Annotated in this window: 24 protein-coding genes and 1 pseudogene; 7 read left to right on the plus strand and 18 right to left on the minus strand. The window is 57.3% G+C overall.

The genetic code is table 11. The annotated features are described in order from the left end of the window. Positions 1-32: 32 nt before the first annotated feature. The 8 genes from BT119_RS19765 to BT119_RS19800 all read right to left on the minus strand — a co-directional run bounded on the left by BT119_RS19765 (position 33) and on the right by BT119_RS19800 (position 8,904). Positions 33-767, minus strand: coding sequence for an amino acid ABC transporter ATP-binding protein (locus BT119_RS19765; RefSeq protein WP_003363626.1), 735 nt, complete (start codon positions 765-767; stop codon positions 33-35). Beyond that, complete coding sequence (locus BT119_RS19770) at positions 764-1,432, minus strand: amino acid ABC transporter permease (RefSeq protein ID WP_170947361.1); 669 nt, start codon at positions 1,430-1,432, stop codon at positions 764-766. The genes BT119_RS19765 and BT119_RS19770 overlap by 4 nt, the downstream gene beginning before the upstream one ends. Continuing rightward, positions 1,429-2,175, minus strand: a complete 747-nt coding sequence (locus tag BT119_RS19775) for an amino acid ABC transporter permease (RefSeq protein WP_003363624.1) — start codon at positions 2,173-2,175, stop codon at positions 1,429-1,431. Before BT119_RS19775 ends, BT119_RS19770 begins: the two co-directional genes overlap by 4 nt. Positions 2,176-2,303: 128 nt before the next feature. Further along, positions 2,304-3,218: a glutamate/aspartate ABC transporter substrate-binding protein gene (locus tag BT119_RS19780; RefSeq protein ID WP_003363622.1), complete on the minus strand. Its 915-nt coding sequence runs from the start codon at positions 3,216-3,218 to the stop codon at positions 2,304-2,306. A 347-nt stretch (positions 3,219-3,565) separates the two neighbouring features. Beyond that, on the minus strand, positions 3,566-5,104 hold the full coding sequence (glpD, locus tag BT119_RS19785; protein WP_003431248.1) for a glycerol-3-phosphate dehydrogenase: 1,539 nt from the start codon (positions 5,102-5,104) through the stop codon (positions 3,566-3,568). Positions 5,105-5,624: 520 nt separating this feature from the next. After that, positions 5,625-6,380, minus strand: coding sequence for a DeoR/GlpR family transcriptional regulator (locus tag BT119_RS19790; protein ID WP_003363617.1), 756 nt, complete (start codon positions 6,378-6,380; stop codon positions 5,625-5,627). A 99-nt stretch (positions 6,381-6,479) separates the two neighbouring features. Continuing rightward, entirely contained in the window at positions 6,480-7,985 is a 1,506-nt protein-coding gene (gene glpK, locus BT119_RS19795; protein ID WP_003363615.1) for a glycerol kinase GlpK, read from the minus strand. Between the two features lie 61 nt (positions 7,986-8,046). After that, positions 8,047-8,904: an MIP/aquaporin family protein gene (locus tag BT119_RS19800; protein ID WP_003363613.1), complete on the minus strand. Its 858-nt coding sequence runs from the start codon at positions 8,902-8,904 to the stop codon at positions 8,047-8,049. 352 nt (positions 8,905-9,256) lie between these two features. Here BT119_RS19800 and ybaK point away from each other — a divergent pair, with 352 nt between their 5' ends. Further along, a complete protein-coding gene (ybaK, locus tag BT119_RS19805; RefSeq protein ID WP_003363610.1) occupies positions 9,257-9,727 on the plus strand; it encodes a Cys-tRNA(Pro) deacylase in 471 nt (156 codons plus the stop codon). An 8-nt stretch (positions 9,728-9,735) separates the two neighbouring features. Here ybaK and BT119_RS19810 read toward each other — a convergent pair whose 3' ends face one another. After that, positions 9,736-10,809: an ABC transporter ATP-binding protein gene (locus tag BT119_RS19810; protein WP_003363608.1), complete on the minus strand. Its 1,074-nt coding sequence runs from the start codon at positions 10,807-10,809 to the stop codon at positions 9,736-9,738. Next, positions 10,806-11,726 carry an ornithine carbamoyltransferase gene (gene argF / locus BT119_RS19815; RefSeq protein WP_058416677.1) on the minus strand — a complete coding sequence of 307 codons (921 nt, stop codon included), beginning with the start codon at positions 11,724-11,726 and terminating at the stop codon, positions 10,806-10,808. Before argF ends, BT119_RS19810 begins: the two co-directional genes overlap by 4 nt. A 453-nt stretch (positions 11,727-12,179) precedes the next feature. Here argF and BT119_RS19820 point away from each other — a divergent pair, with 453 nt between their 5' ends. From BT119_RS19820 to grxD, 3 genes are all read left to right on the plus strand, one after another. Continuing rightward, the gene (locus tag BT119_RS19820; RefSeq protein WP_032609138.1) at positions 12,180-12,473 is read left to right on the plus strand and encodes a hypothetical protein; all 294 of its coding nucleotides are present in this window, start codon (positions 12,180-12,182) and stop codon (positions 12,471-12,473) included. 132 nt (positions 12,474-12,605) lie between these two features. Then, on the plus strand, positions 12,606-14,714 hold the full coding sequence (locus tag BT119_RS19825; protein ID WP_003363603.1) for a molybdopterin oxidoreductase family protein: 2,109 nt from the start codon (positions 12,606-12,608) through the stop codon (positions 14,712-14,714). 88 nt (positions 14,715-14,802) lie between these two features. After that, positions 14,803-15,129, plus strand: a complete 327-nt coding sequence (gene grxD, locus BT119_RS19830) for a Grx4 family monothiol glutaredoxin (protein ID WP_002554852.1) — start codon at positions 14,803-14,805, stop codon at positions 15,127-15,129. A gap of 125 nt (positions 15,130-15,254) precedes the next feature. Here grxD and bfr read toward each other — a convergent pair whose 3' ends face one another. From bfr to pyrC, 4 genes are all read right to left on the minus strand, one after another. Then, the gene (gene bfr, locus BT119_RS19835) at positions 15,255-15,725 is read right to left on the minus strand and encodes a bacterioferritin (protein WP_002554851.1); all 471 of its coding nucleotides are present in this window, start codon (positions 15,723-15,725) and stop codon (positions 15,255-15,257) included. A gap of 200 nt (positions 15,726-15,925) precedes the next feature. Beyond that, positions 15,926-16,144, minus strand: coding sequence for a bacterioferritin-associated ferredoxin (locus BT119_RS19840; protein ID WP_003350768.1), 219 nt, complete (start codon positions 16,142-16,144; stop codon positions 15,926-15,928). A 208-nt stretch (positions 16,145-16,352) separates the two neighbouring features. Next, on the minus strand, positions 16,353-17,030 hold the full coding sequence (gene rnt, locus BT119_RS19845; protein ID WP_003363600.1) for a ribonuclease T: 678 nt from the start codon (positions 17,028-17,030) through the stop codon (positions 16,353-16,355). Beyond that, a complete protein-coding gene (pyrC, locus tag BT119_RS19850; protein ID WP_003363598.1) occupies positions 17,027-18,070 on the minus strand; it encodes a dihydroorotase in 1,044 nt (347 codons plus the stop codon). The genes rnt and pyrC overlap by 4 nt, the downstream gene beginning before the upstream one ends. A 149-nt stretch (positions 18,071-18,219) precedes the next feature. On the opposite strand from pyrC, the gene BT119_RS19855 reads away from it, so the two are divergent. Together BT119_RS19855 and BT119_RS19860 are read left to right on the plus strand one after the other, a co-directional pair. Continuing rightward, positions 18,220-19,122 carry a flagellar protein MotY gene (locus BT119_RS19855; protein WP_003363596.1) on the plus strand — a complete coding sequence of 301 codons (903 nt, stop codon included), beginning with the start codon at positions 18,220-18,222 and terminating at the stop codon, positions 19,120-19,122. Between the two features lie 120 nt (positions 19,123-19,242). Then, positions 19,243-20,460: an argininosuccinate synthase gene (locus tag BT119_RS19860; protein ID WP_003363593.1), complete on the plus strand. Its 1,218-nt coding sequence runs from the start codon at positions 19,243-19,245 to the stop codon at positions 20,458-20,460. 355 nt (positions 20,461-20,815) lie between these two features. On the opposite strand, the gene BT119_RS19865 is transcribed toward BT119_RS19860, so the two are convergent. Continuing rightward, the gene (locus tag BT119_RS19865) at positions 20,816-21,343 is read right to left on the minus strand and encodes a hypothetical protein (RefSeq protein ID WP_058397258.1); all 528 of its coding nucleotides are present in this window, start codon (positions 21,341-21,343) and stop codon (positions 20,816-20,818) included. Between the two features lie 1,277 nt (positions 21,344-22,620). Between BT119_RS19865 and BT119_RS19870 the strand changes: the two genes are divergently transcribed. Next, positions 22,621-23,247, plus strand: a complete 627-nt coding sequence (locus tag BT119_RS19870; RefSeq protein WP_002554843.1) for a response regulator transcription factor — start codon at positions 22,621-22,623, stop codon at positions 23,245-23,247. A 155-nt stretch (positions 23,248-23,402) separates the two neighbouring features. Here BT119_RS19870 and BT119_RS19875 read toward each other — a convergent pair whose 3' ends face one another. The 3 genes and pseudogenes from BT119_RS19875 to rsxB all read right to left on the minus strand — a co-directional run bounded on the left by BT119_RS19875 (position 23,403) and on the right by rsxB (position 25,203). Continuing rightward, positions 23,403-23,585, minus strand: coding sequence for a PA3496 family putative envelope integrity protein (locus tag BT119_RS19875; protein ID WP_003363588.1), 183 nt, complete (start codon positions 23,583-23,585; stop codon positions 23,403-23,405). A 106-nt stretch (positions 23,586-23,691) separates the two neighbouring features. Next, the gene (gene nth, locus BT119_RS19880) at positions 23,692-24,330 is read right to left on the minus strand and encodes an endonuclease III (RefSeq protein WP_003363585.1); all 639 of its coding nucleotides are present in this window, start codon (positions 24,328-24,330) and stop codon (positions 23,692-23,694) included. After that, positions 24,327-25,203 (minus strand): annotated as a pseudogene (gene rsxB, locus BT119_RS19885) (electron transport complex subunit RsxB). The gene nth and the pseudogene rsxB overlap by 4 nt, the downstream one beginning before the upstream one ends. Between the last annotated feature and the right edge of the window lie 7 nt (positions 25,204-25,210).

Consider the following 25,210-nt stretch of genomic DNA (forward strand, 5'->3'; position numbering starts at 1 on the left):
CGCGGATGAGCGGGCAGCCGTTAAAGTACTGCCTAGTGCTGCAGAATCTTGGCGAGGAATTGTTGGGCACGCTCCGAGCGTGCGCTGACGTCACCGAAAAATTCTTCCTTTGCACAGTCTTCGACAATCTGTCCCTTGTCCATGAAAATCACCCGGTTGGCGACTTTGCGCGCGAAGCCCATTTCGTGGGTCACGCACATCATGGTCATGCCTTCCTGGGCCAGTTGCACCATCACATCGAGCACTTCATTGACCATTTCCGGGTCGAGCGCGGACGTGGGTTCGTCGAACAGCATGACCACCGGGTCCATCGCCAGCGCGCGCGCGATGGCGACACGCTGTTGTTGCCCGCCGGAAAGCTGGCCGGGGTGCTTGTGCGCATGCTCGGAAAGGCCGACGCGCTCCAGCAGCTTCAGTCCCTTCTCGGTGGCTTCGGCCTTGCTGCGGCCCAGCACCTTGATCTGCGCGATGGTCAGGTTTTCGACAATGCTCAGGTGCGGAAACAGTTCGAAGTGCTGAAACACCATGCCGACCCGCGAGCGCAGTTTCGGCAGGTTGGTCTTCGAATCGGAGATCGATGTGCCGTCGACAACGATATCGCCTTTCTGGAACGGTTCCAGCGCGTTGACACATTTGATCAGGGTCGATTTGCCGGAGCCGGACGGGCCGCACACCACAACCACTTCACCCTTGCTGACCTCGGTGCTGCAATCGGTCAGTACCTGGAAGTCCCCATACCACTTGTTGACGTTTTTGATGGAAATCATACGGCAAACCTTTTTTGCAGGCGCTTCACCAGCAGCGAGGCGGCAAAGCTGATCGTGAAATACACCAGACCGGCAATGATCAGGAACTCGTTGGCGCGCCCGATGATGTCGCCACTGGAGCGCGATGCGTTGAGAAAATCGACGAGGCCGACGGTGTACACCAGAGAGGTGTCCTGAAACAGAATGATGCTCTGTTGCAGCAGCAGCGGGGTCATTTTGCGAAAGGCCTGGGGCAGGATGATCAGTCGCATCATCTGCGAGTAATTCATGCCCAGCGCCTGAGCAGCGCCCATTTGCCCCTTGGAGATCGACTGCACGCCAGCACGGACGATTTCGCAGAAGTACGCGGCTTCGAACATCATGAAGGCCACGACGCAGGAGGCGAACGCACCGATGGGCGTGTCTTCACCGGTAATCCAGCGCAGCACGAACGGCACGGCCAGGTAGAACCAGGTGATCACCAGCAGCAGCGGGATCGAACGGAAGTAGTTCACGTAGGCACCGGCCACATTGGCCAGCAACTTGTTCGATGACAGGCGCATCAACGCCAGCAGCGTGCCAAGTACCAGGCCGCCGACGACACCCATTGCCATCAGCTTGAGGGTCATGACCATGCCGTTCCACAGGCCGGGAATGGCCGGAACGATTCCAGTGAAGTCCATTATTTGCCCCCCAGTGAGATGAGTCCCGGTACGGCGACTTTCTTCTCGATCACACGCATCAGCAGCATCAGGCTCATGTTCAGCGTGAAGTAGATGAGGGTCGCGAGGGTGAAGGCCTCGAACAGGTTGGCGGAGAATTCGGCGGTCTGTTTGGTCTGCGCAAGCAGCTCCATCAGGCCGATCAGCGACGCGACCGAAGAGTTCTTGAACACGTTCAGGAATTCGGAGGTGAGCGGCGGAATGATGATCCGGTAAGCCTGCGGCAACAGCACGTTCCAGTAGATCTGTGGCAGCTTGAAGCCCATGGCGCGTGCGGCCGATTCCTGGCCCTTCGGCAGTGCTTCAATGCCGGTACGCACCTGTTCGCAGACCCGGGCAGCGGTGAACAGGCCAAGGCAGACCACTACGCTGAGGAACGCGGAGGTGGTCGGGTTCAGGTCCTGCTTGTACCACTCCTGCAGGTTTTCCGGCAGCAGGTCGGGCACCAGGAAGTACCAGATGAACAGCTGCACCAGCAGTGGCACATTACGGAAGATTTCCACGTATACCGTGGCGATACCTGACACCAGACGGTTTGGCACGGTGCGCATGACGCCCAGCACCGAACCCAGTATCAGGGCAATGATCCAGGCAATGACAGCGATGGCGATGGTCCAGCCCAGGCCGGAGATGAACCAGTCCAGATAGGTCTCGCTGCCGACGCCGGTGGACTTGAAGAATACGCCCCAGTCCCAGTTGTAATTCATCAGGGTCTCCCCCTCTTTTTATTGCTATCGAAATGCACGCACCGTCGTCTGTCGAGAATGACGAGGCGATCCCGGACGAGCGCTGCCCGCCCGGGATGCCGTCAGTTCAGACTGGCTGAACCGGTCTCTCAGGCTTTCTTGTCGTCAGCTGGCTTATCGGTCGGGTTCTGAATCAGTTCCTTGAGCTTGTCGCTCATCGGGAAGTTCAGGTTCAGACCTTTCGGAGGGACAGGGGACATGAACCACTTGCTGTAGATGGCGTTGATGTCGCCCGACTTGTAGGTAGCGACAATGGCGTCATCCACGGCCTTCTTGAACGGGGCATCGCCCTTGCGGACCATGCAGCCGTAGATCTCGTAGGATTGCGCTGTACCGGTCACTGCCCAGTCGTCCGGTTTTTTGGCCTTGGCCATTTCGCCTGCCAGCAGCGCGTCGTCCATCATGAAGGCGACTGCACGGCCGGACTCGAGCATCTGGAAGGATTCACCGTGGTCTTTGGCGGAGATCACGTTCATGCCCATCTGCTTGTCAGCGTTCATCGCCTTGAGGATGCGCTCGGACGTGGTGCCCGCCGTGGTGACGACGTTCTTGCCTTTCAGGTCGTCGAAATCCTTATAGCTGGAATCTTTTTTCGACAGCAGGCGCGTGCCGACTTCGAAGATGCCGATGGAGAAATCGACTTGCTGCTGGCGCTCGACATTGTTGGTTGTCGAGCCACATTCCACATCGACGGTGCCGTTCTGAACCAGCGGGATACGGGTCTGCGAAGTCACCAGGTTGTACTTGACCTTGAGGTCAGGCATGTCCAGGTCTTTTTTGATGGCTTCGACGATTTTCAGCTGGATGTCGTGGGAGTAGCCCATCGGCACGCCAGAGGCATCAGCGATGTAGGAAAACGGGATGGAGGCGTCACGATGGCCCAGCGTAATGGTGCCGGATTCCTTGATCTTCTTCAGAGTGCCAGTGAGTTCGGCGGCGAAAACCGGCGTGCTGATCAGAGCGGCAGCGATGGCTGCGCCCAACAGGTGGGGAACGATGCGCATGGGTGAGTCCTTGATGTCATTTTTTATTGATGGGGCCGCAATCAGAGTCGGCCCGCTTGTTGGCGAATGCTTCAACGGCGTCCACATCCAGACACACGCTCTTGTCGAAACGCTCGGTTCAGAATGTAGAGCATGAGTCGTGCCAGACCGTTTTTAGAATTCAACACGCTGAATTTAAAAGGGTTTTTTTAGATCGGCTCTGATGCTACGGACAAATGCGTCCGGGAAGCCGAATAAAGCGGGGGCGATTGTTCGGAAAACCGAATGGAAAGGGGGGGGCGGGAGGAGGGCAGTAAGGAGGGAAACCTGTCCACCGCACGATGGGTGAACAGGTTGCAAGCAGATTATCAGGCGGCTTCGAAAGAGGCTTTGTTGCGCACGACGGTTTCCAGGTAGCTGCTCACGGCGGCCTGTTCCTCAGGCGTCGTGAACAGGCCCAGCTTGGTGCGGCGCCACAGGATGTCTTCGATGCTGGTGGCCCATTCCTGATCGCACAGGTAATCGACCTCGCGGGTATACAGGCCTGCACCCAAATGCTGACCAAGGTCTTCCAGACTTTGCGCGCCCTCCAGCAAGCGCCAGCTGCGGCTGCCGTAAGTGATCGACCAGCGCTTGGCGATAGGCGCGGGCAGCCAGCTGAAGCGGCGGGTCATTTCTGTCGCCAGCGCTTCGGCGGTGGTCATGTCTTCGCCGCCAGGCAGGGCAGCGTTGGCCGTCCAGCTTGGTTTCATCTGTTTGAAGAACGGTGCCAACTGCGCCATTGCCGATTCTGCCAGTTTGCGGTAGGTGGTCAGCTTGCCGCCGAACACCGACAGAATTGGCGCCTCGTCCGCGCCGCCTGACAACGAAAGCGTGTAATCACGGGTAATGGCAGACGGATTATCGGACTCGTCGTTGCACAGCGGGCGCACGCCAGAGAATGTGTGGAGCACGTCTGCGCGACTCAACTGTTTCTTGAAGTGGTCGTTGGCCACTTTCAGCACGTAATCCATCTCGCCTTCGGTGATGTCCACCTTGTTCGGATCGCCCTGATACTCACGGTCAGTGGTGCCGACGATGGTGAAGTGCTCCAGGTACGGAATCGTGAACACGATGCGCTTGTCTTCGTTCTGCAGAATAAACGCGTGCTCACCCTCGTAGAGTTTCGGCACGATCAGGTGGCTGCCTTGAATCAGGCGGATGCCGTAAGCCGAATCGAGCTTGAGGTCTTCACGGATGAACTTGGCTACCCACGGGCCTGCCGCATTGACCAACGCCTTGGCGTGGATCGAGAACAGGCTGCCGTCGCTGCGCTCAAGATGCAGATGCCACATGCCCTTGATACGGCGGGCGCTGACACAGCGGGTCTGAGTATGAATGTGCGCACCGTTTTCACGAGCGGACATGGCGTTGAGCACTACCAGGCGCGCGTCGTCGACCCAGCAGTCGGAATATTCGAAACCGCGGGTGATGCTCGAGTTGAGCGGGCTGTCCGCACCGAAATGAATGGTCCGCGATGCGGGGAGTTTTTCGCGCTTGCCAAGGTTGTCATAAAGGAACATCCCGGCACGAATCATCCAGGCCGGACGCAGGTGTGGGCGGTGAGGCAGCACGAAGCGCATTGGCTTTACGATGTGCGGCGCTTTGGCAAGGAGCACTTCACGTTCTGCCAGTGCTTCACGCACCAGGCGGAATTCGTAGTGCTCCAGATAGCGCAGGCCACCATGAATCAGCTTGCTGCTGGCCGAAGACGTATGGCTGGCCAGGTCGTCCTTTTCGCAGAGAAAAACCGAGAGGCCGCGACCGGAGGCATCCGCTGCGATACCGACACCGTTGATGCCACCGCCAATAACGGCAATGTCGTAGACCTCTGAGAGGGGCGGGGTTGGCACGTTGGTGTGGGGCATTGGTGGCCTCCTGGACAATTCGTGAGCAGTGCTCGAAAGGCGAATCTGAACATTAATGTTCATTTTCGAAAATCATAGCTCAATAAAATGACCCTTGCCAGCACGTATCGATTGAAAATACTGATGATGGTGTCAGGAAAAGAACAAATATGAACATTGTAGGGCGGGAATTGTTACCGGGAGGATCGGTGCACTGCCTGCACTGAATTGCTCTGGATCAACGATCTGCGCTGCATCGCTTGAACCGGGGAGGACGCAGAGCGTCCGGAACGGCATACCTACGCAGAGCATGGATACGATAGTGTTCTTCAAGACACCTATCGTTCCTCACGCTCCGGCATGGGACTGCCTTGGGTGACGCTCTGCGTCACAGATGGGTGCTGCGCCATATGTACACAAGTCTTGTATGAGCGAGCTTGCTCGCGAAGAGGCCGGTACAGACTCCAGAAAATAGGGCGCTCGACGCACCGTCTTCATGAGCAATGCGGACCGCCGCGCGAGCACCGCTCGCGCCTGACAATCACACCACTTCCAGACGAATCTTGTGCTGATTCAGCAACTGCTGCAGTGCGGGCACGGGTGGCTGGTCGGTGACCAGGCAATCGATGAGGGTGATCGGCCCCAGGCGGACCATGGCGTTGCGTCCGAACTTGCTGGAGTCAGCCGCCAGCAGCACTTTGCGTGCGTTGGCGATGATCGCCTGGGACACCCGTACTTCCTGATAGTCGAAATCCAGCAGGCTGCCGTCTTCGTCGATGCCGCTGATGCCCACCAGGGCAAAGTCCACTTTGAACTGGGTGATGAAGTCGATGCTGCCCTGGCCCACCACGCCACCGTCACGTCGCACATTGCCGCCTGCTATCAACACCTCGAAATCATCCTTGGTGCTGAGGATCGACGCCACATGCAGGTTATTGGTGATGATCTTCAGGTTGTTGTGGTTGAGCAACGCACGGGCGATGGATTCGGTGGTGGTACCGATATTGATGAACAACGAGGCGTTGTCCGGGATCTGCGCGGCGATGGCCTCGGCGATCCGTTGTTTTTCGTCGCGCATCTGGTCCGCACGCATGGCATAGGCAGTATTTTCGATGCTGGAGTCATAGGCTGCGCCGCCGTGGTAGCGGCGCAACAGGTTCATTTCCGCCAATTGATTGATATCACGGCGAATGGTTTGTGGGGTCACGACGAACAGCGTCGCCATCTCCTCGATGCTGACATAACCACGGTCACGGACCAGTTCGAGGATCTGTTGTTGGCGGGGAGGCAGGTTCATTGTTTTTCCTTGGACGCCCTCTACAAATGGCGCCCATCATGCCGCAGGAAAGTGCAACCTGTCAGCCGGAATCCTGCTCCCCTCCTTACAACAGCGCTGTCACTCTTCGTTTTCGTGCGGTTCCCAGTCACGAGTACGCGCGACTGCTTTCTGCCAGCCTGCGTAAAGTTTTTCGCGATGCGCCTCTTCACAGGACGGCTCGAACACACGCTCGATCACCGCCTTGTTACGCAACTCGTCCAGGCTGCTCCAGAAACCAATCGCCAGACCGGCCAGGAAGGCTGCACCCAGTGCCGTGGTTTCACGCATTTGCGGACGCTCGACGTGGGTGCCGAGGATGTCTGCCTGGAACTGCATCAGGAAGTTGTTGGCCACGGCACCACCGTCCACACGCAGCGACTTGAGGCGTTCGCCGGAGTCCTGTTGCATGGCATCGAGCACGTCGCGGGTTTGATAGGCGATGGATTCCAGCGCTGCACGGATGATGTGATCGACTTTCACACCGCGGGTCAGGCCGAACAATGCGCCTCGTGCGTACGGGTCCCAGTAAGGTGCGCCCAGGCCCGTGAACGCCGGCACCAGGTACACGCCGTTGCTGTCCTTGACCTTGCCAGCGAAGTATTCGGTGTCCAGCGCGTCGTTGATGAGCTTGAGTTCGTCGCGCAGCCACTGCACGGTCGAGCCACCGTTGAAGACCGCGCCTTCCAGTGCATAGGCCACTTCACCACGCGGGCCGCAGCCGATGGTGGTCAGCATGCCGTGCGCCGACTTCACGGCTTTCTTGCCGGTGTTCATCAGCAGGAAGCAGCCGGTGCCGTAGGTGTTCTTGGCCTGGCCGGGTTCGACACACATCTGGCCGAACAACGCCGCCTGTTGGTCGCCTGCGATACCGGCAATCGGGATGCCGCTTTTGCTGTGACCGTAGACCTCGGAGGAGGCTTTGACCTCTGGCAGTATCTCGCGCGGGATGTCCAGCACGTCGAGCATGCGCTGATCCCATTCCAGCGTATGGATATTGAACAGCATGGTCCGCGAGGCGTTGGTGTAGTCGGTGACGTGAACCTTGCCGCCGGTGAATTTCCAGATCAGCCAGGTATCGATGGTGCCGAACATCAGCTCGCCTTTGCGGGCGCGCTCGCGGCTGCCTTCGACGTTGTCCAGAATCCACTTGACCTTGGAGCCGGAGAAGTACGGGTCAATCACCAGACCTGTGGTGTCCTTGATGTACTCCTCAAGACCGTCGCGCTTGAGCTGCTGGCAGATCTCGGTGCTGCGGCGGCACTGCCAGACGATTGCGTTGTAGATCGGGCGGCCGGTGTCGCGCTCCCAGATGACCGTGGTTTCACGCTGGTTGGTGATACCGATGGCGGCGATCTGGTTGTGGTGCAGATCGGCCTGCGCCAGCGCCTTGGTCATGCAGGCCGTCTGGGTGGCGAAGATTTCCATCGGGTCGTGTTCGACCCAGCCTGCCTGCGGGTAATGCTGGACGAATTCGCTTTGGGCAGTGCTCACCACGTTGGCGTCGCGGTCGAAGATGATGGCGCGCGAGCTGGTGGTGCCCTGGTCAAGAGCAATGATGTAGTTCTTGTTCTGTGTGTCAGTCATGTCGATTGCCTTGCATTTATTGGGTGGGATTCAGTTGAGTGAGATTCAAATTGAGGGGTGCTCAAGATGAAGCCTGAACTTTGCCGCGAACCACAGGAGCCTCTTTTTCATTTTCAACAGGAGCGGCGCTGGGCAGATGACGCGCAATCAGCGCGCGGTAGCCAGCAGCACCAAGGCAGGCACCCAGAATGGGCGCAAAAATCGGAACCAGGAAGTAAGGAATGTCACGACCGCCGGTGAAGGCCATTTCACCCCAGCCAGCGAAGAACGTCATCAGCTTCGGACCGAAGTCGCGCGCCGGGTTCATGGCAAAACCGGTCAGTGGGCCCATCGAGCTGCCTATCACGGCTACCAGCAGGCCGATCAGCAAGGGCGCCAGCGGGCCGCGCGGCAAACCATTGCTGTCATCGCCCAGAGCCATGATCACACCCATCAGAATGGTGGTGATGACCACTTCGACCAGAAAGGCCTGACCGACCGAAATGGCCGGGTTTGGATATGTCGAGAATACCGACGCCAGTTCAAGACTCTGCTCGCTGCCGCGAATGATGTGGTGAGCATGTTCGAAGTCGAAAAAAAGGCTGATGTACATCAGGTACACCAGACCCGCTCCGCAGAACGCGCCTGCGATTTGCGCCGAGATATAAAAGGGCAATTTACGTTTTTCAAAACCGGCGAACAGACTCAGCGCGATGCTGACGGCCGGGTTGAGGTGGGCACCTGAAATGCCGGCGCTGAGGTAGATCCCCATGCTGACAGCCATGCCCCAGATGATGCAGATTTCCCAAAGACCGAAAGTGGCTCCCGCGACCTTGAGCGCTGCAACGCATCCTGTGCCGAAAAAAATCATCAGGGCGGTGCCAAGAAATTCAGCCACACATTGCCCGGTGAGCGTCGGTTGTTTTAGTGCGATGGACATGGATACCTCATTTTTGTTTTTGTCTCGGCACCCTGAGACAGGCGTGGGTGCTCGTTATTCGTGCGTCTCAGAAAAAACCCCATTTCTGATCGCCGGTGCGAGTTATACCGAAAAACCGCTTTCGATAATATTCGTAAACGAAAAAATATAGACAAGAAACAACGCTGTCAAAGGTCGGAACCGAACGGTCAGTAAATCGCCAGGGCCCCGCAAGGACCCGGCAGGACCGCTTTACACCGGGGAATTCAGGCTGTTGCCAAAAGGCCATCAGTGTCGCAGGTGGCGTGAATCAAGGCATGTTCACTTTACTTCGCTTAAAGTGATGGGCATTCGGAACCTTTTGGAGCGCTGCATGACACCCGCACTGGATTTGCTGAAAAAACATCGCGCCGAACATCGCATTCACAGTTATGAACATGATCCGAAAGCGCCGTCATATGGGCTGGAGGCGGCGGAAAAGCTGGGTCTGGAGCCTGCACAGGTGTTCAAGACGCTGCTCGCCAGTACCGAAAAAGGCGAATTGCTGGTCGCCGTCGTGCCGGTCGTCGGAACACTTGATCTAAAGGCTTTGGCGCAGGCTGCCGGGGCAAAAAAAACCGAAATGGCCGACCCTGCAGCGGCGCAACGCTCGACGGGTTACCTATTGGGTGGCATCAGCCCCTTGGGCCAGAAGAAGCGTCTGCGCACCTTTATCGACGAAACTGCGCAGCGCTTTGACAGCATTTACGTCAGTGCCGGGAGGAGGGGACTTGAGGTCGAGCTTTCGCCAGCGGTACTGGCTGAATATACCCAAGCCAGATTTGCCCCGATCGGCAGGGAATGATCTGCGTCTCAGTGGTTGAGCGTATGCACAACCACGCTGCCGGGTGCCGGGAACAGCACCAGATGGTCTGCTGCCACACGAATGCCGACTTCCTCACCCTGACCGTGATCGGCGTGGCTGGGGAAAATGGCTTCCAGCTGACTGCCGGTCGACAGTTGCAGGCGATACAGCGTCGAGGCGCCTTGAAAGGTTCGACCGATGACCCGTGCTTTCAGGTCGCTGTGCGGCGCGTAGACGATGTCGTCAGGGCGTAGCAAGACATCCACGGCGGCGCCGCTTACGCCCGGGTATGCCCGGTTGCCGCGCAGAATACCGAGTTCGGTATGCACCGATTCCGGATTCATCATCTGCCCGCGAATGAAATAGCCCTGGCCGATGAAGCTGGCAACGAACGGCGTGCGCGGTTCGTGGTAGAGATTGTAAGGTGTGTCCCACTGCTCCAGGCGCCCCTCCTTGAATACGCCTACGTGATCGCTCACGGCAAAAGCCTCTTCCTGGTCATGAGTCACCAGAATCGCGCTGGTGCCCCGCGCCTTGAGGATATCGCGCACCTCATGGCTCAGGCGCCGGCGCAACTCGCCGTCCAGGTTGGAGAAGGGTTCATCGAGCAGCAGGAGTTGCGGCTCGGGCGCCAGTGCTCTGGCCAGCGCCACTCGCTGTTGCTGGCCACCGGACAGCTCGTGTGGATAGCGCTTGCCCAGCGCGCCGAGGTTGACCAGTTCAAGCAACTCGGCGATCACTTTATCCAGGCGCGGGTGGTTGCGAATGCCGAATGCGATGTTTTCGGCGACACTCAAGTGCGGGAACAGCGCGTAATCCTGAAACACCATGCCGATACGGCGTTTCTCCGGCGGCAGGGTCCAGCCCGGACGGGAGATCACTTCGCCCGCCAGAGTGATCTCACCCGCATGGATCGGTTCGAAGCCGGCAATGGCGCGCAGTGTCGTGGTCTTGCCGCAGCCCGACGAGCCGAGCAGGCAGCCTATGTCACCCGCGTTGAGGTGCAGGTTCAGATCCTGCACCACGCGCTGGTTCTGATAGCCGCAAGCGAGGTTGCGCAGGTTCAGCAGCAACGGGTTCATGCGGGTTTGCAGGCCGGCGCGACGAGAAACTCCAGCAGCGCTTTCTGCGCGTGCAAGCGATTTTCCGCCTGATCCCAGGCGACCGAGCGTGAATCATCCAGCAGGTCGACACTGATTTCTTCGCCACGATGGGCAGGCAGGCAGTGCATGAACAGCACATCCTTGTCAGCCAGGTCGAGCAGGGCACGCGTGACCTGAAACGGCGCGAACAGCTTTTTGCGCCGCGCGGTTTCCTCTTCCTGGCCCATGGAGGTCCACACATCGGTGCTGACCAGATGTGCGCCAGCGACTGCGGCTTTCGGATCGCGGACCACGGTGACGCGCTCGCCAGCCAGTGCCAGGAATTCGGCGTTTGGCTCGTAGCCGGCAGGGCAGGCCACACGCAACTGGAAGTCGAATTGAATCGCCGCTTCTATATAGCTGTTGCACATGTTGTTGCCATCGCCGATCCAGGCAACGGTCTTGCCCTGGATCGAGCCGCGATGCTCCAGGAAGGTCTGCATGTCGGCGAGCAACTGGCACGGGTGCAGGTCATCGGACAGGCCGTTGATGACCGGCACACGGGAATTGGCGGCGAATTCGGTCAGATTGCTGTGCGCATAAGTACGGATCATGACCGCATCCAGCATGCGCGACATCACTTTCGCGCTGTCGGCAATCGGCTCGCCGCGGCCCAATTGGGTGTCTCGATGGGACAAAAAGATGGCCTGGCCACCGAGCTGAATCATCCCTGCTTCAAAAGAAAGACGGGTACGTGTCGATGATTTCTCGAAAATCATCCCCAATACCCGGTTCTTCAGCGGTTCAAAAAGTACACCGCGATTTCGCAGGTCTTTAAGCTCTACGCCACGACGGATCAAGCCCGAGAGTTCTTCCGGGGTGTAATCCATCATCGAGAGAAAGTGCCTGGCGTTCATGATTAACTACCTTTTCTGCAACAGACCGCAGGTTATCAAAGCCGGTTTTTATCGATAAAACGGGCGAGACCTGCGGCGGAAGCCGCACGGGGCGACGAATAAGAAAGGCGCGATGGTATAAAAAAATGTCGCGTCTTACCAATAGCATGCGTTTTTCTGAAACATGGACACTACTGGCGTCCCGGATAGAAGGGACGCCGTTATTCTGTATTGACGGGGCAAAAACTGGCTACGCTGAGAAGGTTGGCAGCCATCTGCACTTTTTCAGAAGGCAGCATTTGTACACTGCTCAAATAGCGCTTGGCAATTAGTACCAATCCTGTAACAGTCCATGTTTGCGCGGGCGTTGCCTAATGGGATGCGCTTCACGGGCTTGAAACAAGGACCGTTTCTTTAATCCCGGACGTGGGTTATAAATCGTTGCCGATACATTACTGATCGAGGGGTGGGGGAATGGACTCAAAAGAGCATCAATTAACGGAGTTGCTCGGGCTCACCGCCCGCACGCTTACCCATCTGACAGCCTCGATGACCTCAATGTCTTTCGAACTGCTGCGCAGCGAGGACGAAGTCACGCGTACGGCGGGGCGGCGCATGATTGATCGCATGGCCACTATCAGCTCCGGTCTCGACGAGCATTGGCGCCTGATCGGCGATCTGACCGGCGTCCACCTGGCGCAGGAACAGATCGAAACCGTGGCCGAAATGCAGCAACAGCGCAAGGTCGTCACGCCTATCGGCGGTTGATTCGGCCACCTCATCCGCGCGCCTGATGCCCCTCGATTCACGGGCCGAACATCAGTGGCGCGGGGCATGGCAAGGCAGCATAGTGAGTGTTCGGCAATCAACCGGATTGCCATGACAAGATCTGAGGCTGTGATGACCCGGACTGAACACTACCGAGCCTGCCACCTGTGCGAGGCCATTTGCGGTCTTGTGATCGAGACCGTCGTGGAAACGGATTCTGCGCCGCGCATTGCCTCGATCAAGGGCGACCCGCTGGACACGTTCAGCCGCGGTCATATCTGCCCCAAGGCGGTTGCGCTGCAGGACATCCAGAACGACCCTGATCGTTTGCGCCAGCCGATGCTGCGCAGCGGTGATCAGTGGCAGCCGATTGCCTGGCAGCATGCGTTCGATCTGGTCGCGGAGCGGTTTTACGCCATTCAGCAGCGCCATGGGCAGAACGCGGTAGCGGTCTATCAGGGCAACCCCAGCGTGCATAACTACGGGTTGATGACCCACAGCAATTACTTTCTCGGTCTGCTCAAGACCCGCAATCGTTTTTCGGCGACGTCGGTTGATCAGTTGCCGCACCACCTCACCAGTTTCCTGATGTACGGCCACGGCATGCTGTTGCCGATTCCGGATATCGATTACACCGACTTCATGCTGATTCTCGGCGGTAATCCGTTGGCGTCCAATGGCAGCATCATGACGGTACCGGACGTTGAAAAGCGTCTGAAAGCGATCCAGCAGCGCGGCGGCAAACTGGTGGTCATTGACCCTCGCCGCAGTGAGACGGCTGCCATCGCTGACCAGCATCTGTTCGTACGTCCGAGCGGTGATGCGGCGTTGCTGTTCGGGCTGCTCAATACGCTGTTCGAGGAGGGGCTGACCCGCGAGAGCCATTTGCCTGTCGACGGCCTGGAGCAGGTTCGCCACGCCATTGCCGGTTTCACTGCAGAGGCCATGAGCCCGCGCTGCGGTATTGCTGCCGAACAGATCCGGCAACTGGCGCGGGATTTCGCGGCCGCTGACAAGGCGGTGTGTTATGGGCGAATGGGCGTGTCGACTCAGACCTTCGGTACGCTGTGCCATTGGCTGGCACAACTGATCAATCTGGTGACTGGCAACCTGGACCGCGTGGGTGGCGCGCTGTGCACAGAGCCCGCCGTCGACCTCGTCAGCTCGACATCCGGTGGTCATTTCAATCTGTGGCAAAGCAGGGTGTCCGGCCTGCCGGAGTATGGCGGCGAGTTGCCGGTTTCGGCGCTGGCCGAGGAAATGCTCGTGGAGGGGGAAGGGCAGGTTCGCGCGCTGGTGACCGTTGCGGGTAACCCGGTTCTGTCGACGCCCAACGGCCGTCAGCTGGAGCAGGCGCTCGAAGGGCTTGAGTTCATGCTCAGCATCGATCTTTACATCAACGAGACCACTCGCCACGCCGACTTGATTCTGCCGTCCACCTCGACGCTGGAGAATGATCACTACGACACCACCTTCAACACCCTGGCCGTGCGTAACGTCACGCGCTTCAATCGGGCCATTTTCGACAAGCCCGAAGGTGCGCTGCACGACTGGGAAATCTTCGTCGGGCTGGCCAGCGCCTTTGCTGCCAAGGCCGAGCGAGCGCTGAAACCCACGTGGCCGCCTGCGCAGATGATCGATCGCGGGCTGCGTGCAGGTCTCTATGGCGATGCATCACCCCATAAGCTGTCACTGGAAACCCTGGACAGTCATCCGCACGGTCTTGATCTGGGGGCTTTGAAGGCCAATCTTGCAGAGCGCTTGAAGACCGCCAATGGGCGCATTCAGGCCGCGCCTGAGGTGATCATGGCCGACTTGGCGCGCTTTGCTGCCGAGCCTGCTCCTCAGACCGGCGAGTTGCTGCTGATTGGCCGCCGGCATGTGCGCAGTAACAATTCCTGGATGCACAACTACCATCGGCTGGTGAAGGGCAAACCCCGGCATCAGCTGTTGATGCATCCTGACGATCTCGCGTGCCGTGGTCTGAGCGACGGCCAGCAGGTTCGCGTCAGCTCCCGGGTCGGGATGATCGAGGTTCAGGTGCTGGGCAGTCTGGACATGATGCCCGGGGTGGTCAGCCTGCCGCACGGTTGGGGGCATTCACGTGCGGGAGTAAAGATGGCGATCGCACAGAGCCTGCCTGGCGTCAGTGCCAATGACCTGACCGACGAACGGCAACTCGACGTGCTGTCCGGCAACGCGGCGTTGAACGGCGTACCGGTGCAGGTCGTGGCGTGTTAAGCCTCAAGACAGAGCGTCATGCTCGGGATTTCGTTACAATGCGCCACCGTGCCGACAACTGAGTCGGATATTTCAGCCGAGGTGCTCCATGGATATCATCGAAACGATCAAAGAGCAGATTGCCAACAACACCATTCTGCTTTACATGAAAGGCGCTCCGAACGCTCCGCAATGCGGCTTTTCGGCCAAGGCTTCCCAGGCATTGATGGCGTGTGGCGAAAAGTTTGCCTATGTCGACATTCTGCAAAACCCTGAAATCCGCGCCAACCTGCCAAAGTACGCCAACTGGCCGACTTTCCCGCAACTGTGGGTTGCCGGTGAGCTGGTCGGTGGTAGCGACATCATTACCGAGATGATGGCTGACGGTTCGTTGCAGACGCTGGTCAAGGAAGCATCCGCCGCCAAGGCCGAGTAAAGCCTCGCGCAGAGCGTCGCACGATAGTCGCGATTATCGCTTCGTACGCTCCAGCCTGGTTTTACGCACAAGAAAAAGCCCGCTCTCGATTGAGGCGGGCTTTTTCATTGCGGCGCTATGGGGAATCAGTCACCCATCTGCGACTGCAGGTAGTTCTCGATACCGACTTTTACGATCAGACCCAGCTGAGTCTCCAGCCAGTCGATTTGCTCTTCCTTGGGCTCAAGGATGTCTTCCAGCAGCTCACGGCTGCCGAAGTCACCGACGGTCTCGAAGTGAGCGATCGCGGCTTTCAGATCGGCCAGACCTTTTTGCTCGATCTTCAGGTCGCACTCCAGCATTTCCTTGGTGTGCTCACCGATGAGGATCTTGCCCAGGTCCTGCAGGTTTGGCAGCCCTTCCAGAAACAATGTGCGCTTGATCAGCTTGTCAGCGTACTTCATCGCATGGATGGACTCTTTATATTCGTGGCCACCCAACTTTTTCAGACCCCAGTCTTCGTACATGCGCGCATGCAGGAAATACTGATTGATAGCGACCAGCTCGTTCCCGAGGATCTTGTTGAGATGCTGGATGACGGTAATGTCGCCTTTCATGTTCGAGGTCCTGCCGGTGGCTTGTGTATATAAGTGCCGAGTGTGAGCTGAGCTTAAACGCCTGTCAAACCTAAGTTGTTGAATAATAAGTGAAATTAAATAGGAATAAGAATGTTTGAGTTCCGCATCTTGACGCTAAGCGCTTGAATTACAGGCATAAAAAAACCGGACGCGGTGTCCGGTTCTTTAAAAGAGGGGATTCAGGCAGCTGAAAATTTTGCCGGATAGGCCAGCAAGGCATGGCTGGTTTGCAGCTCGGTCAGCGTATCACGCACCACTTCCTTTGCCAGGCAGGCGCATTTTCCACATTTACTCGCAACGCCCAGTGTTTCACGGACTTCACGATAACTGCAGCAGCCTTCCAGAATTGCATCCCGGATTTGACCGTCGGTGACACCTTGGCAGAGGCAAACATACATAAGCTATGGACCGTCGCTGGTTTATTGCTTGGTGCCGAGGAGCTTAATGTTAATGAGAATGCTTGTCAAAACTGTTTTGGGTTGTATTCAGGTCGAGCGATGAGCGGTTGTTTTCGCAGGAATCGCATTACCGGTCGGCCTCGGGATGGTCGAGTTCCGGACATGAAAAAACCGGCACAAGGCCGGTCCATTCACAGACGTGACGACCTCAGTCGTCGAAATCTTCCCAGCCGCCCATTTCTTTCCAGCGATTGACGATGCCGCAGAACAGCTCGGCGGTCTTCTCGGTGTCGTAACGGGCCGAGTGCGCCTCGCGTCCGTCGAAGTCGATGCCGGCAGCCTGACAGGCCTTTGCCAGCACAGTCTGACCATAGGCCAGGCCGGCGAGGGTGGCGGTGTCGAAGCTGGAGAACGGGTGAAACGGGTTGCGCTTCATGTCCATCCGCGCAACCGCGGCATTGACGAAGCCGAGGTCGAAGCTGGCGTTGTGGCCTACCAGCACCGCACGTTTACAGCCATTGGCCTTGAGGGCCTTGCGCACGCCGCGGAAGATGTCGTTCATCGCGGTTTCTTCGCTGACAGCCATGCGCAGCGGGTGATCGAGCTTGATGCCGGTGAATTCCAGCGCCGCCGCTTCGATGTTGGCACCCTCGAACGGTTCTACGCGGAAGAAATAGGTGTGTTCCGGGAACACGAAGCCTTTTTCATCCATGCCGATCGTCACCGCAGCGATTTCCAGCAAGGCATCGGTGGCTGAATTGAAACCGCCGGTTTCTACGTCGACGACCACGGGCAGGTAGCCGCGAAAGCGCGCCGCCATCGGGTGACGGGAACCGCCGCCACCGCCGTGGCCTTCGTGTTCGTCGTCAAAATGATCTTCACTCACGCGTGTTCCTCCAGACGCCAGCGCAGCTTTTCACCAGCGCGCAGCGGGATAACAGTCAACTCGCCAAACGGCAGGCTGGCAGGGGCGGTCCACTCGTCACGCACCAGCGTGATGGTGTCCTGATTGGCTGGCAAGCCGTAGAACGCCGGACCGTGGAGGCTGGCGAAGCCTTCCAGCTTGTCCAGAGCGTTACGCTGCTCGAAAGCTTCGGCATACAACTCGATGGCTGCGTAGGCGGTGTAGCACCCGGCGCAACCGCAGGCGTTTTCCTTGGCATGCTGGGCGTGCGGCGCCGAGTCGGTGCCCAGGAAGAACTTGCCGCTGCCGCTGGTGGCCGCGTCGAGCAGGGCCGTCTGATGCGTATTGCGCTTGAGGATCGGCAGGCAATAGAAGTGCGGACGAATCCCGCCGACCAGCATGTGGTTGCGGTTGTACAGCAGGTGATGCGCGGTGATGGTCGCCGCGACATTGGCTGAAGCCTCATTGACGAACTGCACCGCTTCACCGGTGGTGATGTGTTCGAACACCACTTTGAGGGTCGGGAAGCGCTCGACTACACGACGCAGGTGCTCATCGATGAAGACCTTCTCGCGATCGAACACATCGATTTCGCCACGTGTCACTTCCCCGTGCACCAGCAACAGCATGCCGACTTCGGCCATGGCTTCGAGAGCGGGAAAGATCTTGTCGATGCTGGTGACACCGGAATCGGAGTTGGTGGTCGCGCCAGCCGGATACAGCTTGGCCGCATACACGAAACCACTGGCCTTGGCGGTGCGGATGTCGTCGGGCGTGGTCTGGTCGGTGAGGTACAGCACCATCAACGGTTCGAAGCGGCTGCTGGCCGGGCGTGCAGCCAGAATGCGCTGGCGATAGGCATCGGCTTGCTGCGCATTGCGCACCGGAGGCACGAGGTTGGGCATGATGATTGCGCGGCCAAAAGTTCGCGCTACGTCAGCAACGGTATGAGGCAAGACAGCTCCGTCACGGAGGTGAATATGCCAGTCGTCGGGACGCAGGAGGGTCAGGCGGTCAGACATTGGGGATTCCAGGCGGGTCAAACTCGCTGGGAATGCTACCGGAAAAGACTCTCTCAGGCATCCGCTATCAAGTTTTGCATGAAGTTACCGATAGCTCCCTTGTCAGTCGGTAATTTTCTGTTTCGCGTTCATTTCCAGTGGAGCCTCCCGTGCGCCAGCGATATTTAGCCCTGCTCAGCCTGTTTGCCAGCCTCCCGGCGATGGCTATCAGTTTCCAGACGCGTCTGGAGAGCATCGAGTGGAAGGTCGAAGGCGATCAGTTCGAGTGCCGTCTGACTCAACCGATCACCGACTTCGGTGCCGGTGAGTTCGTGCGCCGCGCGGGCGAGCAGGCGACGTTTCGCCTCAAGGCTTCGTACAACATGCTCGGTAACGGCTCCGCGACATTGCTGGCCGCTGCGGCACCGTGGCAACCGGGTCGCGGCGATATCAACCTGGGATCGGTGCGCGTCAGCAATGGCGACATTCCCTTCAATACCTCCCAAGCCCAGGCCGGACGTCTGATCAGCGGTCTGATGGACGGTCGCAGTCCGCTCATTCGCCACTACACGCGAGACGGCGGCCAGATGGAAGTGCGTCTGCTGCCGGTCAAGTTCAGCAAGGCATTCAGCGATTACCAGGCATGCACTGCCAAGCTGTTGCCGATGAACTTCGATCAGATCAAACAGGCCGAAGTGGGTTTCCCGGGCGGCGGTATCGAGCTGGATGCGCGTGCCAAAGCGCGTCTGGACAACATGGTGGCTTATTTGAAGGCCGACCCGACCGTGAATCGTATCGAACTGGACGGCCATTCGGATAACAGTGGCAATCGCCTCACCAACCGTGACCTGTCCCGCCGTCGCGCGCTGGCGGTCATGGATTATTTCAAGGCTCAAGGCATACCCGAGCAGCAAATCACCCTGCGCTTTCATGGCGAGCGCTACCCGCTGGCGCCCAACACCAATGAAGCCAATCGTGCGCGCAACCGTCGGGTGAACGTGCACCTTGAACGCGTCGCGCCCGATGAGCGCCCGGTGCCGGTTGCGTCTGCCAGCGCAGCACACACTTCTTAAGACCTGTAAAAGGCTCCTGCCAGACGTCGCCTTGTCGTCACAAGCTGTCGCGCCCCTGTAAATTTGCTGGTTTGAACGGTAGAATCAGCGGTTTTCCGTACAACCCGGTGGAGTGATGGCATGGCGGACGTAAACAAGGTAGTTCTCGCGTATTCCGGTGGCCTGGATACTTCGGTAATCCTCAAGTGGCTGCAAGATACGTACAACTGCGAAGTGGTGACCTTTACCGCTGACCTGGGTCAGGGTGAAGAAGTCGAGCCGGCACGCGCCAAGGCGCAGGCCATGGGCGTGAAAGAAATCTACATCGATGACCTGCGCGAAGAGTTCGTGCGTGATTTCGTCTTCCCGATGTTCCGTGCCAACACCGTCTATGAAGGCGAGTACCTGCTGGGTACCTCCATCGCCCGTCCGTTGATCGCCAAGCGTCTGATCGAGATCGCCAACGAAACCGGCGCTGACGCCATTTCCCACGGCGCGACCGGCAAGGGTAACGATCAGGTGCGTTTCGAGCTGGGTGCCTACGCGCTCAAGCCAGGCGTGAAGGTCATTGCTCCATGGCGCGAATGGGATCTGCTGTCGCGTGAAAAACTGATGGACTACGCCGAGAAGCACAACATTCCCATCGAGCGTCACGGCAAGAAGAAATCCCCGTACTCCATGGATGCCAACCTGCTGCACATTTCTTATGAAGGCGGCGTGCTGGAAGACACCTGGACCGAGCACGAAGAAGACATGTGGCGCTGGACCAAGTCCCCTGAGGACGCGCCAAACGTTGCGACCTACCTTGAGCTGACCTATCGCAATGGTGACATCGTTGCGCTGGATGGCGTCGAAATGACCCCGGCCACTGTGCTGGCGACCCTGAACCGCATCGGTGGCGAAAACGGTATCGGCCGTCTGGATATCGTTGAAAACCGTTATGTGGGCATGAAGTCCCGTGGCTGCTACGAGACGCCTGGTGGCACCATCATGCTGCGTGCTCACCGCGCCATCGAATCCATTACCCTGGACCGCGAAGTCGCCCACCTCAAGGACGAACTCATGGCCAAATACGCCAGCCTGATCTACACAGGCTACTGGTGGAGCCCTGAGCGTCTGATGCTGCAGCAGATGATCGACGCGTCTCAGGTTCACGTGAACGGCGTTGTGCGTCTGAAATTGTACAAGGGCAATGTGATCGTCACCGGTCGCAAGTCGGATGATTCGCTGTTCGACGCCAACATTGCCACGTTTGAAGATGACGCAGGCGCCTACGATCAGGCCGATGCAGCGGGCTTCATCAAGCTCAACGCACTGCGCATGCGGATTGCAGCCAACAAGGGCCGCAAGCTGTTCTGATACCGCAAGTTGTTCGACACGTGCAGCCCGTACAGGGCTGCACTTCAAATACTATCGAAAGGGGCATTCCTTCCGGACGTCATGTAAAAAGACGTTGAGCCAGTGAAACCGGTGGTTGATATACAGGGTACATGTACTATGCAAGATAGCAGCGTGTAGCCGACTGCAGAAATATCATGTGTCACGGGTATTCAGTCGTTGAATATCTTCTTACCGTTAGCGTCGAAAAAGTGCTTATTTGTTTTAGTGTTTTCCTACAACAGTTGTAGACGTTCAGGGCCGGGAATAACAGAGTTTTCCATCGGCTCCCTGAAAGGTATCGCACGCTGTCTCTTTTTTGCCTCGTTATTCAGCGTCAGTCGCTCTCCCGTCGCTGGCTGAACTCAAACCGGTACGCCTTGCCGATGCCGAGTACCTGGCGAAGGCTCAGATCGAGTATCCCGGCAATCTCGGACGCGGTGTAGCCCAATGCCGAGTAATGCATGGCGTGACCTGCAACGACGTCATCGATGTCCGTAACGTCATCAAGGGCCTCCCTGCGGGGGGTAAGCAAGGGCTGGCTGAGGTTAACGGTCACGCCATTTTCTGTCGCCAGGCGGCGCACATCCCTTTTACTCATTCGCAATGAATACTGTAACGCGGTAAAACCGGCACCCTTGGCCGCCAGGTATTTCAGTTGCTGCACTTTGCCCGCGTGTTCAAGTCCGTGTTCTACGGCAGGTTGTGTACGAGTGGATGAGGGGGCGGCTAATCCTGCGGCCTCTCCTTCGGGTATGACGGCTATGACGCCACCGCTGGCAACAAAGGCTTCCACTGCGGTGATGAGATCAGAGGCGGTGGGGGTGGAGGTGGGTGGCCGCGTACGAGCGTATTTAGTGTTCATGGTACATCCCTTTTTGAACATGGTTATACACAGGGCCCATTCAAAAGAGTTGCCAGGCGCCCCGAGAGTTTTCAGAAGGCAGCGATGCCGGATTGGTGATATACCCAGTGCCGGAATTAATCCGACCGCGCGATACATGGAGCCTGCTTAAACACATCGCATAGGCACGTGCGCAAGTACAGTGCGCAGCAACAGGGTTTCTTATAGTGGCGCGTGTTCAAGGGCAGTAAGTAATAAAGTTGCTGTTAAAAAAGTAACGAGTGGTAATAAATTTTGCAAGGGAAAAATGGCAAGTTATAAGAATTGACCGAGCGGTTTTTATAATGTCTTACGAGTTGTAATGTCACGTCTGCTAATCGTGTAGTCCGTTTCCTATTCGAAAGAATACGTCTGGCTTTGAAATGAAAAATGGTATTTGCTACGTGTCGAAAGAGCTACTTATGGTCTTGAATGATGTAGGGTTATGCCAGGGTGTATGTAAGATTTTGCGACAGTAAGAGAATGGAGCTTGTTGAGTAGAGGCATGTCAATGAGCAGTTCATAGAGGTATGGCACGTTGATGCTATGTATTTGTTTGTAGGATTTTTCTTGCTGTTTTGTGAGGATTCTCCTTAAATAAATATTTGTACGAAATTTTGTAAATAATGTGTAATTTTTAAACCTTATTTACGTATTTAGTGTGTGGGGTGTGTCCAATGGTCTTCGATCATAGGTGTGCAGGTTAGGGCATCCGCATGCAGAAACTTTTCAGTCACCCTGCTAAGGGGCGTTATGGGCAGATGTCGCCTTCCACGCCGCAGATCGTTAGCAATAGGCTTTAACAGCAGATGTGCTCAATCGGGAACGCAGGGAACGACCTGTTTTTTAAATGATTCAGCTAAAGGGAATTGGTTTTAAATTGCTGGCGATAAGCCATGTGTCGGGTCGATTTGTGACGCTGATGCAGGAATGCTCTGGCGATACTGTTAACAGGTGCAACAGGGCCGCATTTTGAATGTAAGAGTTCGGCGATCGTCTGCTGTACGCATTTATCTACTGATGCTGCGATGCTTGTGCTGCAGCGATCAGCAACAAAATTCACCAGGTTCCGGAAAGGAAGGCTTTGTGAGAATTAATAAAAAATGTACGTTCCTGCCAAGTATTGTAGGAAGTTTCTGCTGTAATTGTAGGAATGGTCTTTGGCTGTCAGTCCACAAGGGTGAGCGCCATGCAAAGCAGTAAACGACTAAGTTATTGTGCTGGCTCTGAAAATTCGAATAGCGAAAAATGGACTGCCCATGAATAAAGTGCTGATCGTGGATGATCATCCCGTCATTCGCCTTGCTGTACGCATGCTGATGGAGCGTCATGGCTATGAGGTCATCGCGGAGACTGACAACGGTGTGGATGCGCTGCAACTGGCGCGTGAGCACCTCCCGGATATCGTCATTCTCGATATCGGTATCCCCAAGCTCGACGGGCTGGAGGTAATCGCCCGACTGTCAGCCATGACGTTGCCATTCAAGGTTCTGATCCTCACCTCCCAGGCGCCGGGCCACTTCTCCATGCGCTGCATGCAGGCCGGGGCCGCCGGCTATGTCTGCAAGCAGCAGGATCTGACCGAGCTTCTCAGTGCCATCAAGGCGGTACTGTCAGGGTACAGCTACTTTCCCAACCAGGCGTTGCACACTGTTCGCTCCAGTATGGGCAACGCGAGTGAGTCGGATATGGTCGACCGGCTTTCCGGCAGGGAGATGATGGTTCTGCAGCAGTTGGCCCGAGGCAAGACCAACAAGGAAATTGCAGATGGCATGTTTTTGAGCAACAAGACCGTCAGTACCTACAAAACGCGTTTATTACTCAAGCTCAACGCGCATTCGCTGGTCGATCTGATCGAGCTTGCGCAGCGTAACGGGCTTGTCTGAGTAAGGAATTGTCTAAAAGGAGCTGTGGCTGATGCCCGGTTGTGCAGGTCGGCTGTCGAGCCTTCATCTTTCGTAGTGATCACGTATTGAAGCCTCTTCTGCGAGAGGCTTCAAATGCCTTGATCGAGCAAGTCAGTGCGAGGTTTCAGGGCTGTCTAGAAATCGAAGTCATAATCAGCCAACTGCTTCTGCAAACGCCGTTCTTCAAGCAGGTTGTCGATGGTGCGTCGTTTGCTCAGGTTGGTCTTCGCCGGCTCGACAGTCACTGGTTCTGTGTCGTCCGTGTCGACGGAGACAAGGTCGTCGTCTACGTCCAATTGTTCGTTATCAGTGCTCATGAAGTCGACTCCAGGGCTTGGGCTCTCTGGCGCTTCTTATATCGACAATCCACAGGTGGGTAAAAAAGATTTTTTCAATCGACAAGGCAGCAATGAGCTGTCTGGCTCAATCGTCGGACGTTTTTGCCTTGTAATCGCATAGATCCTCTATACGGCAACTGCCGCACCGCGGTTTACGGGCCTGGCAAACGTAGCGCCCGTGCAGAATCAACCAGTGATGGGCGTCGAGCAGGTAGTTTTTCGGCACAAATTTCATCAGTTGCCTTTCCACTTCCACCACATTTTTCCCTGGCGCGATGCCTGTGCGGTTGCTGACGCGAAAGATATGCGTGTCTACCGCCATCGCGATCTGGCGGAAAGCGGTGTTGAGCACCACGTTAGCGGTTTTGCGCCCGACGCCCGGCAGCGCCTCGAGTGCTTCTCGGGTTTGCGGTACCTCACCGTTGTGCAGCTCCACCAACATGCGGCAGGTTTCAATCACGTTTTTGGCTTTGCTGTTGTAGAGGCCGATTGTCTTGATGTATTCGGAAAGCCCCTCTACACCCAGTTCGTAGATGGCCTGTGGTGTATTGGCGACCGGGTAAAGCCTGGCAGTCGCCTTGTTGACGCTTACGTCGGTGGCCTGGGCGGAAAGGATGACGGCTATCAACAGTTCAAACGGCGTGGTGTAGGCCAATTCGGTTTTCGGGTCCGGATTGTCCTCATGCAGCCTGCGAAAGATTTCCTGGCGTTTTGCGGCATTCATGAGCGGAGCTTTTCCTCGGAATCAGCCTGTGCGGGGGGGGGGCAGAAGTGCTGCAAGTGTTTGCTCGGCAGCTTCGTATTCGCGCTGCAATTCCACAAGCCTGGCAGCCTGCTCCGCAATGGGAGGGTGACCAAACGCCTTGAGTGACTTGTTGAGCTGCGAGCGGCTCATGGCCAGCGCAATTCGGGCTTTTTTCACCGCTTCATCCGGTCCGGCAGGCTTGTCGTTGCGGTCGAGAGCGACGGCGGATTGAGGCAGCACACTACGAGCGGATTCAATGCGCTGTGACCGCGCAAGGCGCTCTGCCAGCCGCTTTTGCTGTTCACGGTGCAGGCGCGCATTTCGTGCTTCGAAACGCATCCGGGCATGGCTACGCTTGCGCTGCCGCGCCTCCTGCAGCTCGGCGGTAGGGGCCAGACCACCTACGATGGGCGTGACCGTGGCCAGCGGCAGCGGATGCATTTCAATGCAATCCACCGGGCACGGCGCAACGCACAGGTCACAACCTGTGCATTCGTCGATAATCACGGTGTGCATCAGCTTGGATGCGCCAAGAATGGCATCCACGGGGCAGGCCTGAATGCATTTGGTACAACCGATGCACTCTGCTTCGCGAATGAAGGCAACCTGCGCAGGTGCAGTGCCGCGTTGCATATCCAGTGTCAGGACCGGAACAGACAGCAGTTCGGCCAGCTGGACTATCGTTTCATCGCCGCCCGGTGGGCATTTGTTGATGGCTTCACCGCCAGCGATGCCCTCGGCGTAGGGCCTGCAGCCGGGATGGCCGCACTTGCCACACTGAGTCTGCGGCAGAAGGGCGTCGATACTGCGGATCAGGTCCACGTCGGGAAGCAGGCGAATCAATTCAGTCATGGTCTTG

The sequence above is a fragment of the Pseudomonas sp. NFACC10-1 genome (assembly GCF_900119195.1).
Classification (GTDB): Bacteria; Pseudomonadota; Gammaproteobacteria; order Pseudomonadales; family Pseudomonadaceae; genus Aquipseudomonas; species Aquipseudomonas cerasi.

What these genes read in the sequence shown, in the direction of transcription:
- BT119_RS19765 (WP_003363626.1), bottom strand. Translation starts at nt 767, where the DNA reads ATGATTTCCATCAAAAACGTCAACAAGTGGTATGGGGACTTCCAGGTA.
- BT119_RS19775 (WP_003363624.1), bottom strand. Translation starts at nt 2,175, where the DNA reads ATGAATTACAACTGGGACTGGGGCGTATTCTTCAAGTCCACCGGCGTC.
- BT119_RS19780 (WP_003363622.1), bottom strand. Translation starts at nt 3,218, where the DNA reads ATGCGCATCGTTCCCCACCTGTTGGGCGCAGCCATCGCTGCCGCTCTG.
- glpD (WP_003431248.1), bottom strand. Translation starts at nt 5,104, where the DNA reads ATGCCCCACACCAACGTGCCAACCCCGCCCCTCTCAGAGGTCTACGAC.
- BT119_RS19790 (WP_003363617.1), bottom strand. Translation starts at nt 6,380, where the DNA reads ATGAACCTGCCTCCCCGCCAACAACAGATCCTCGAACTGGTCCGTGAC.
- glpK (WP_003363615.1), bottom strand. Translation starts at nt 7,985, where the DNA reads ATGACTGACACACAGAACAAGAACTACATCATTGCTCTTGACCAGGGC.
- BT119_RS19800 (WP_003363613.1), bottom strand. Translation starts at nt 8,904, where the DNA reads ATGTCCATCGCACTAAAACAACCGACGCTCACCGGGCAATGTGTGGCT.
- ybaK (WP_003363610.1), top strand. Translation starts at nt 9,257, where the DNA reads ATGACACCCGCACTGGATTTGCTGAAAAAACATCGCGCCGAACATCGC.
- BT119_RS19810 (WP_003363608.1), bottom strand. Translation starts at nt 10,809, where the DNA reads ATGAACCCGTTGCTGCTGAACCTGCGCAACCTCGCTTGCGGCTATCAG.
- argF (WP_058416677.1), bottom strand. Translation starts at nt 11,726, where the DNA reads ATGAACGCCAGGCACTTTCTCTCGATGATGGATTACACCCCGGAAGAA.
- BT119_RS19820 (WP_032609138.1), top strand. Translation starts at nt 12,180, where the DNA reads ATGGACTCAAAAGAGCATCAATTAACGGAGTTGCTCGGGCTCACCGCC.
- BT119_RS19825 (WP_003363603.1), top strand. Translation starts at nt 12,606, where the DNA reads ATGACCCGGACTGAACACTACCGAGCCTGCCACCTGTGCGAGGCCATT.
- grxD (WP_002554852.1), top strand. Translation starts at nt 14,803, where the DNA reads ATGGATATCATCGAAACGATCAAAGAGCAGATTGCCAACAACACCATT.
- bfr (WP_002554851.1), bottom strand. Translation starts at nt 15,725, where the DNA reads ATGAAAGGCGACATTACCGTCATCCAGCATCTCAACAAGATCCTCGGG.
- BT119_RS19840 (WP_003350768.1), bottom strand. Translation starts at nt 16,144, where the DNA reads ATGTATGTTTGCCTCTGCCAAGGTGTCACCGACGGTCAAATCCGGGAT.
- pyrC (WP_003363598.1), bottom strand. Translation starts at nt 18,070, where the DNA reads ATGTCTGACCGCCTGACCCTCCTGCGTCCCGACGACTGGCATATTCAC.
- BT119_RS19860 (WP_003363593.1), top strand. Translation starts at nt 19,243, where the DNA reads ATGGCGGACGTAAACAAGGTAGTTCTCGCGTATTCCGGTGGCCTGGAT.
- BT119_RS19865 (WP_058397258.1), bottom strand. Translation starts at nt 21,343, where the DNA reads ATGAACACTAAATACGCTCGTACGCGGCCACCCACCTCCACCCCCACC.
- BT119_RS19870 (WP_002554843.1), top strand. Translation starts at nt 22,621, where the DNA reads ATGAATAAAGTGCTGATCGTGGATGATCATCCCGTCATTCGCCTTGCT.
- BT119_RS19875 (WP_003363588.1), bottom strand. Translation starts at nt 23,585, where the DNA reads ATGAGCACTGATAACGAACAATTGGACGTAGACGACGACCTTGTCTCC.
- nth (WP_003363585.1), bottom strand. Translation starts at nt 24,330, where the DNA reads ATGAATGCCGCAAAACGCCAGGAAATCTTTCGCAGGCTGCATGAGGAC.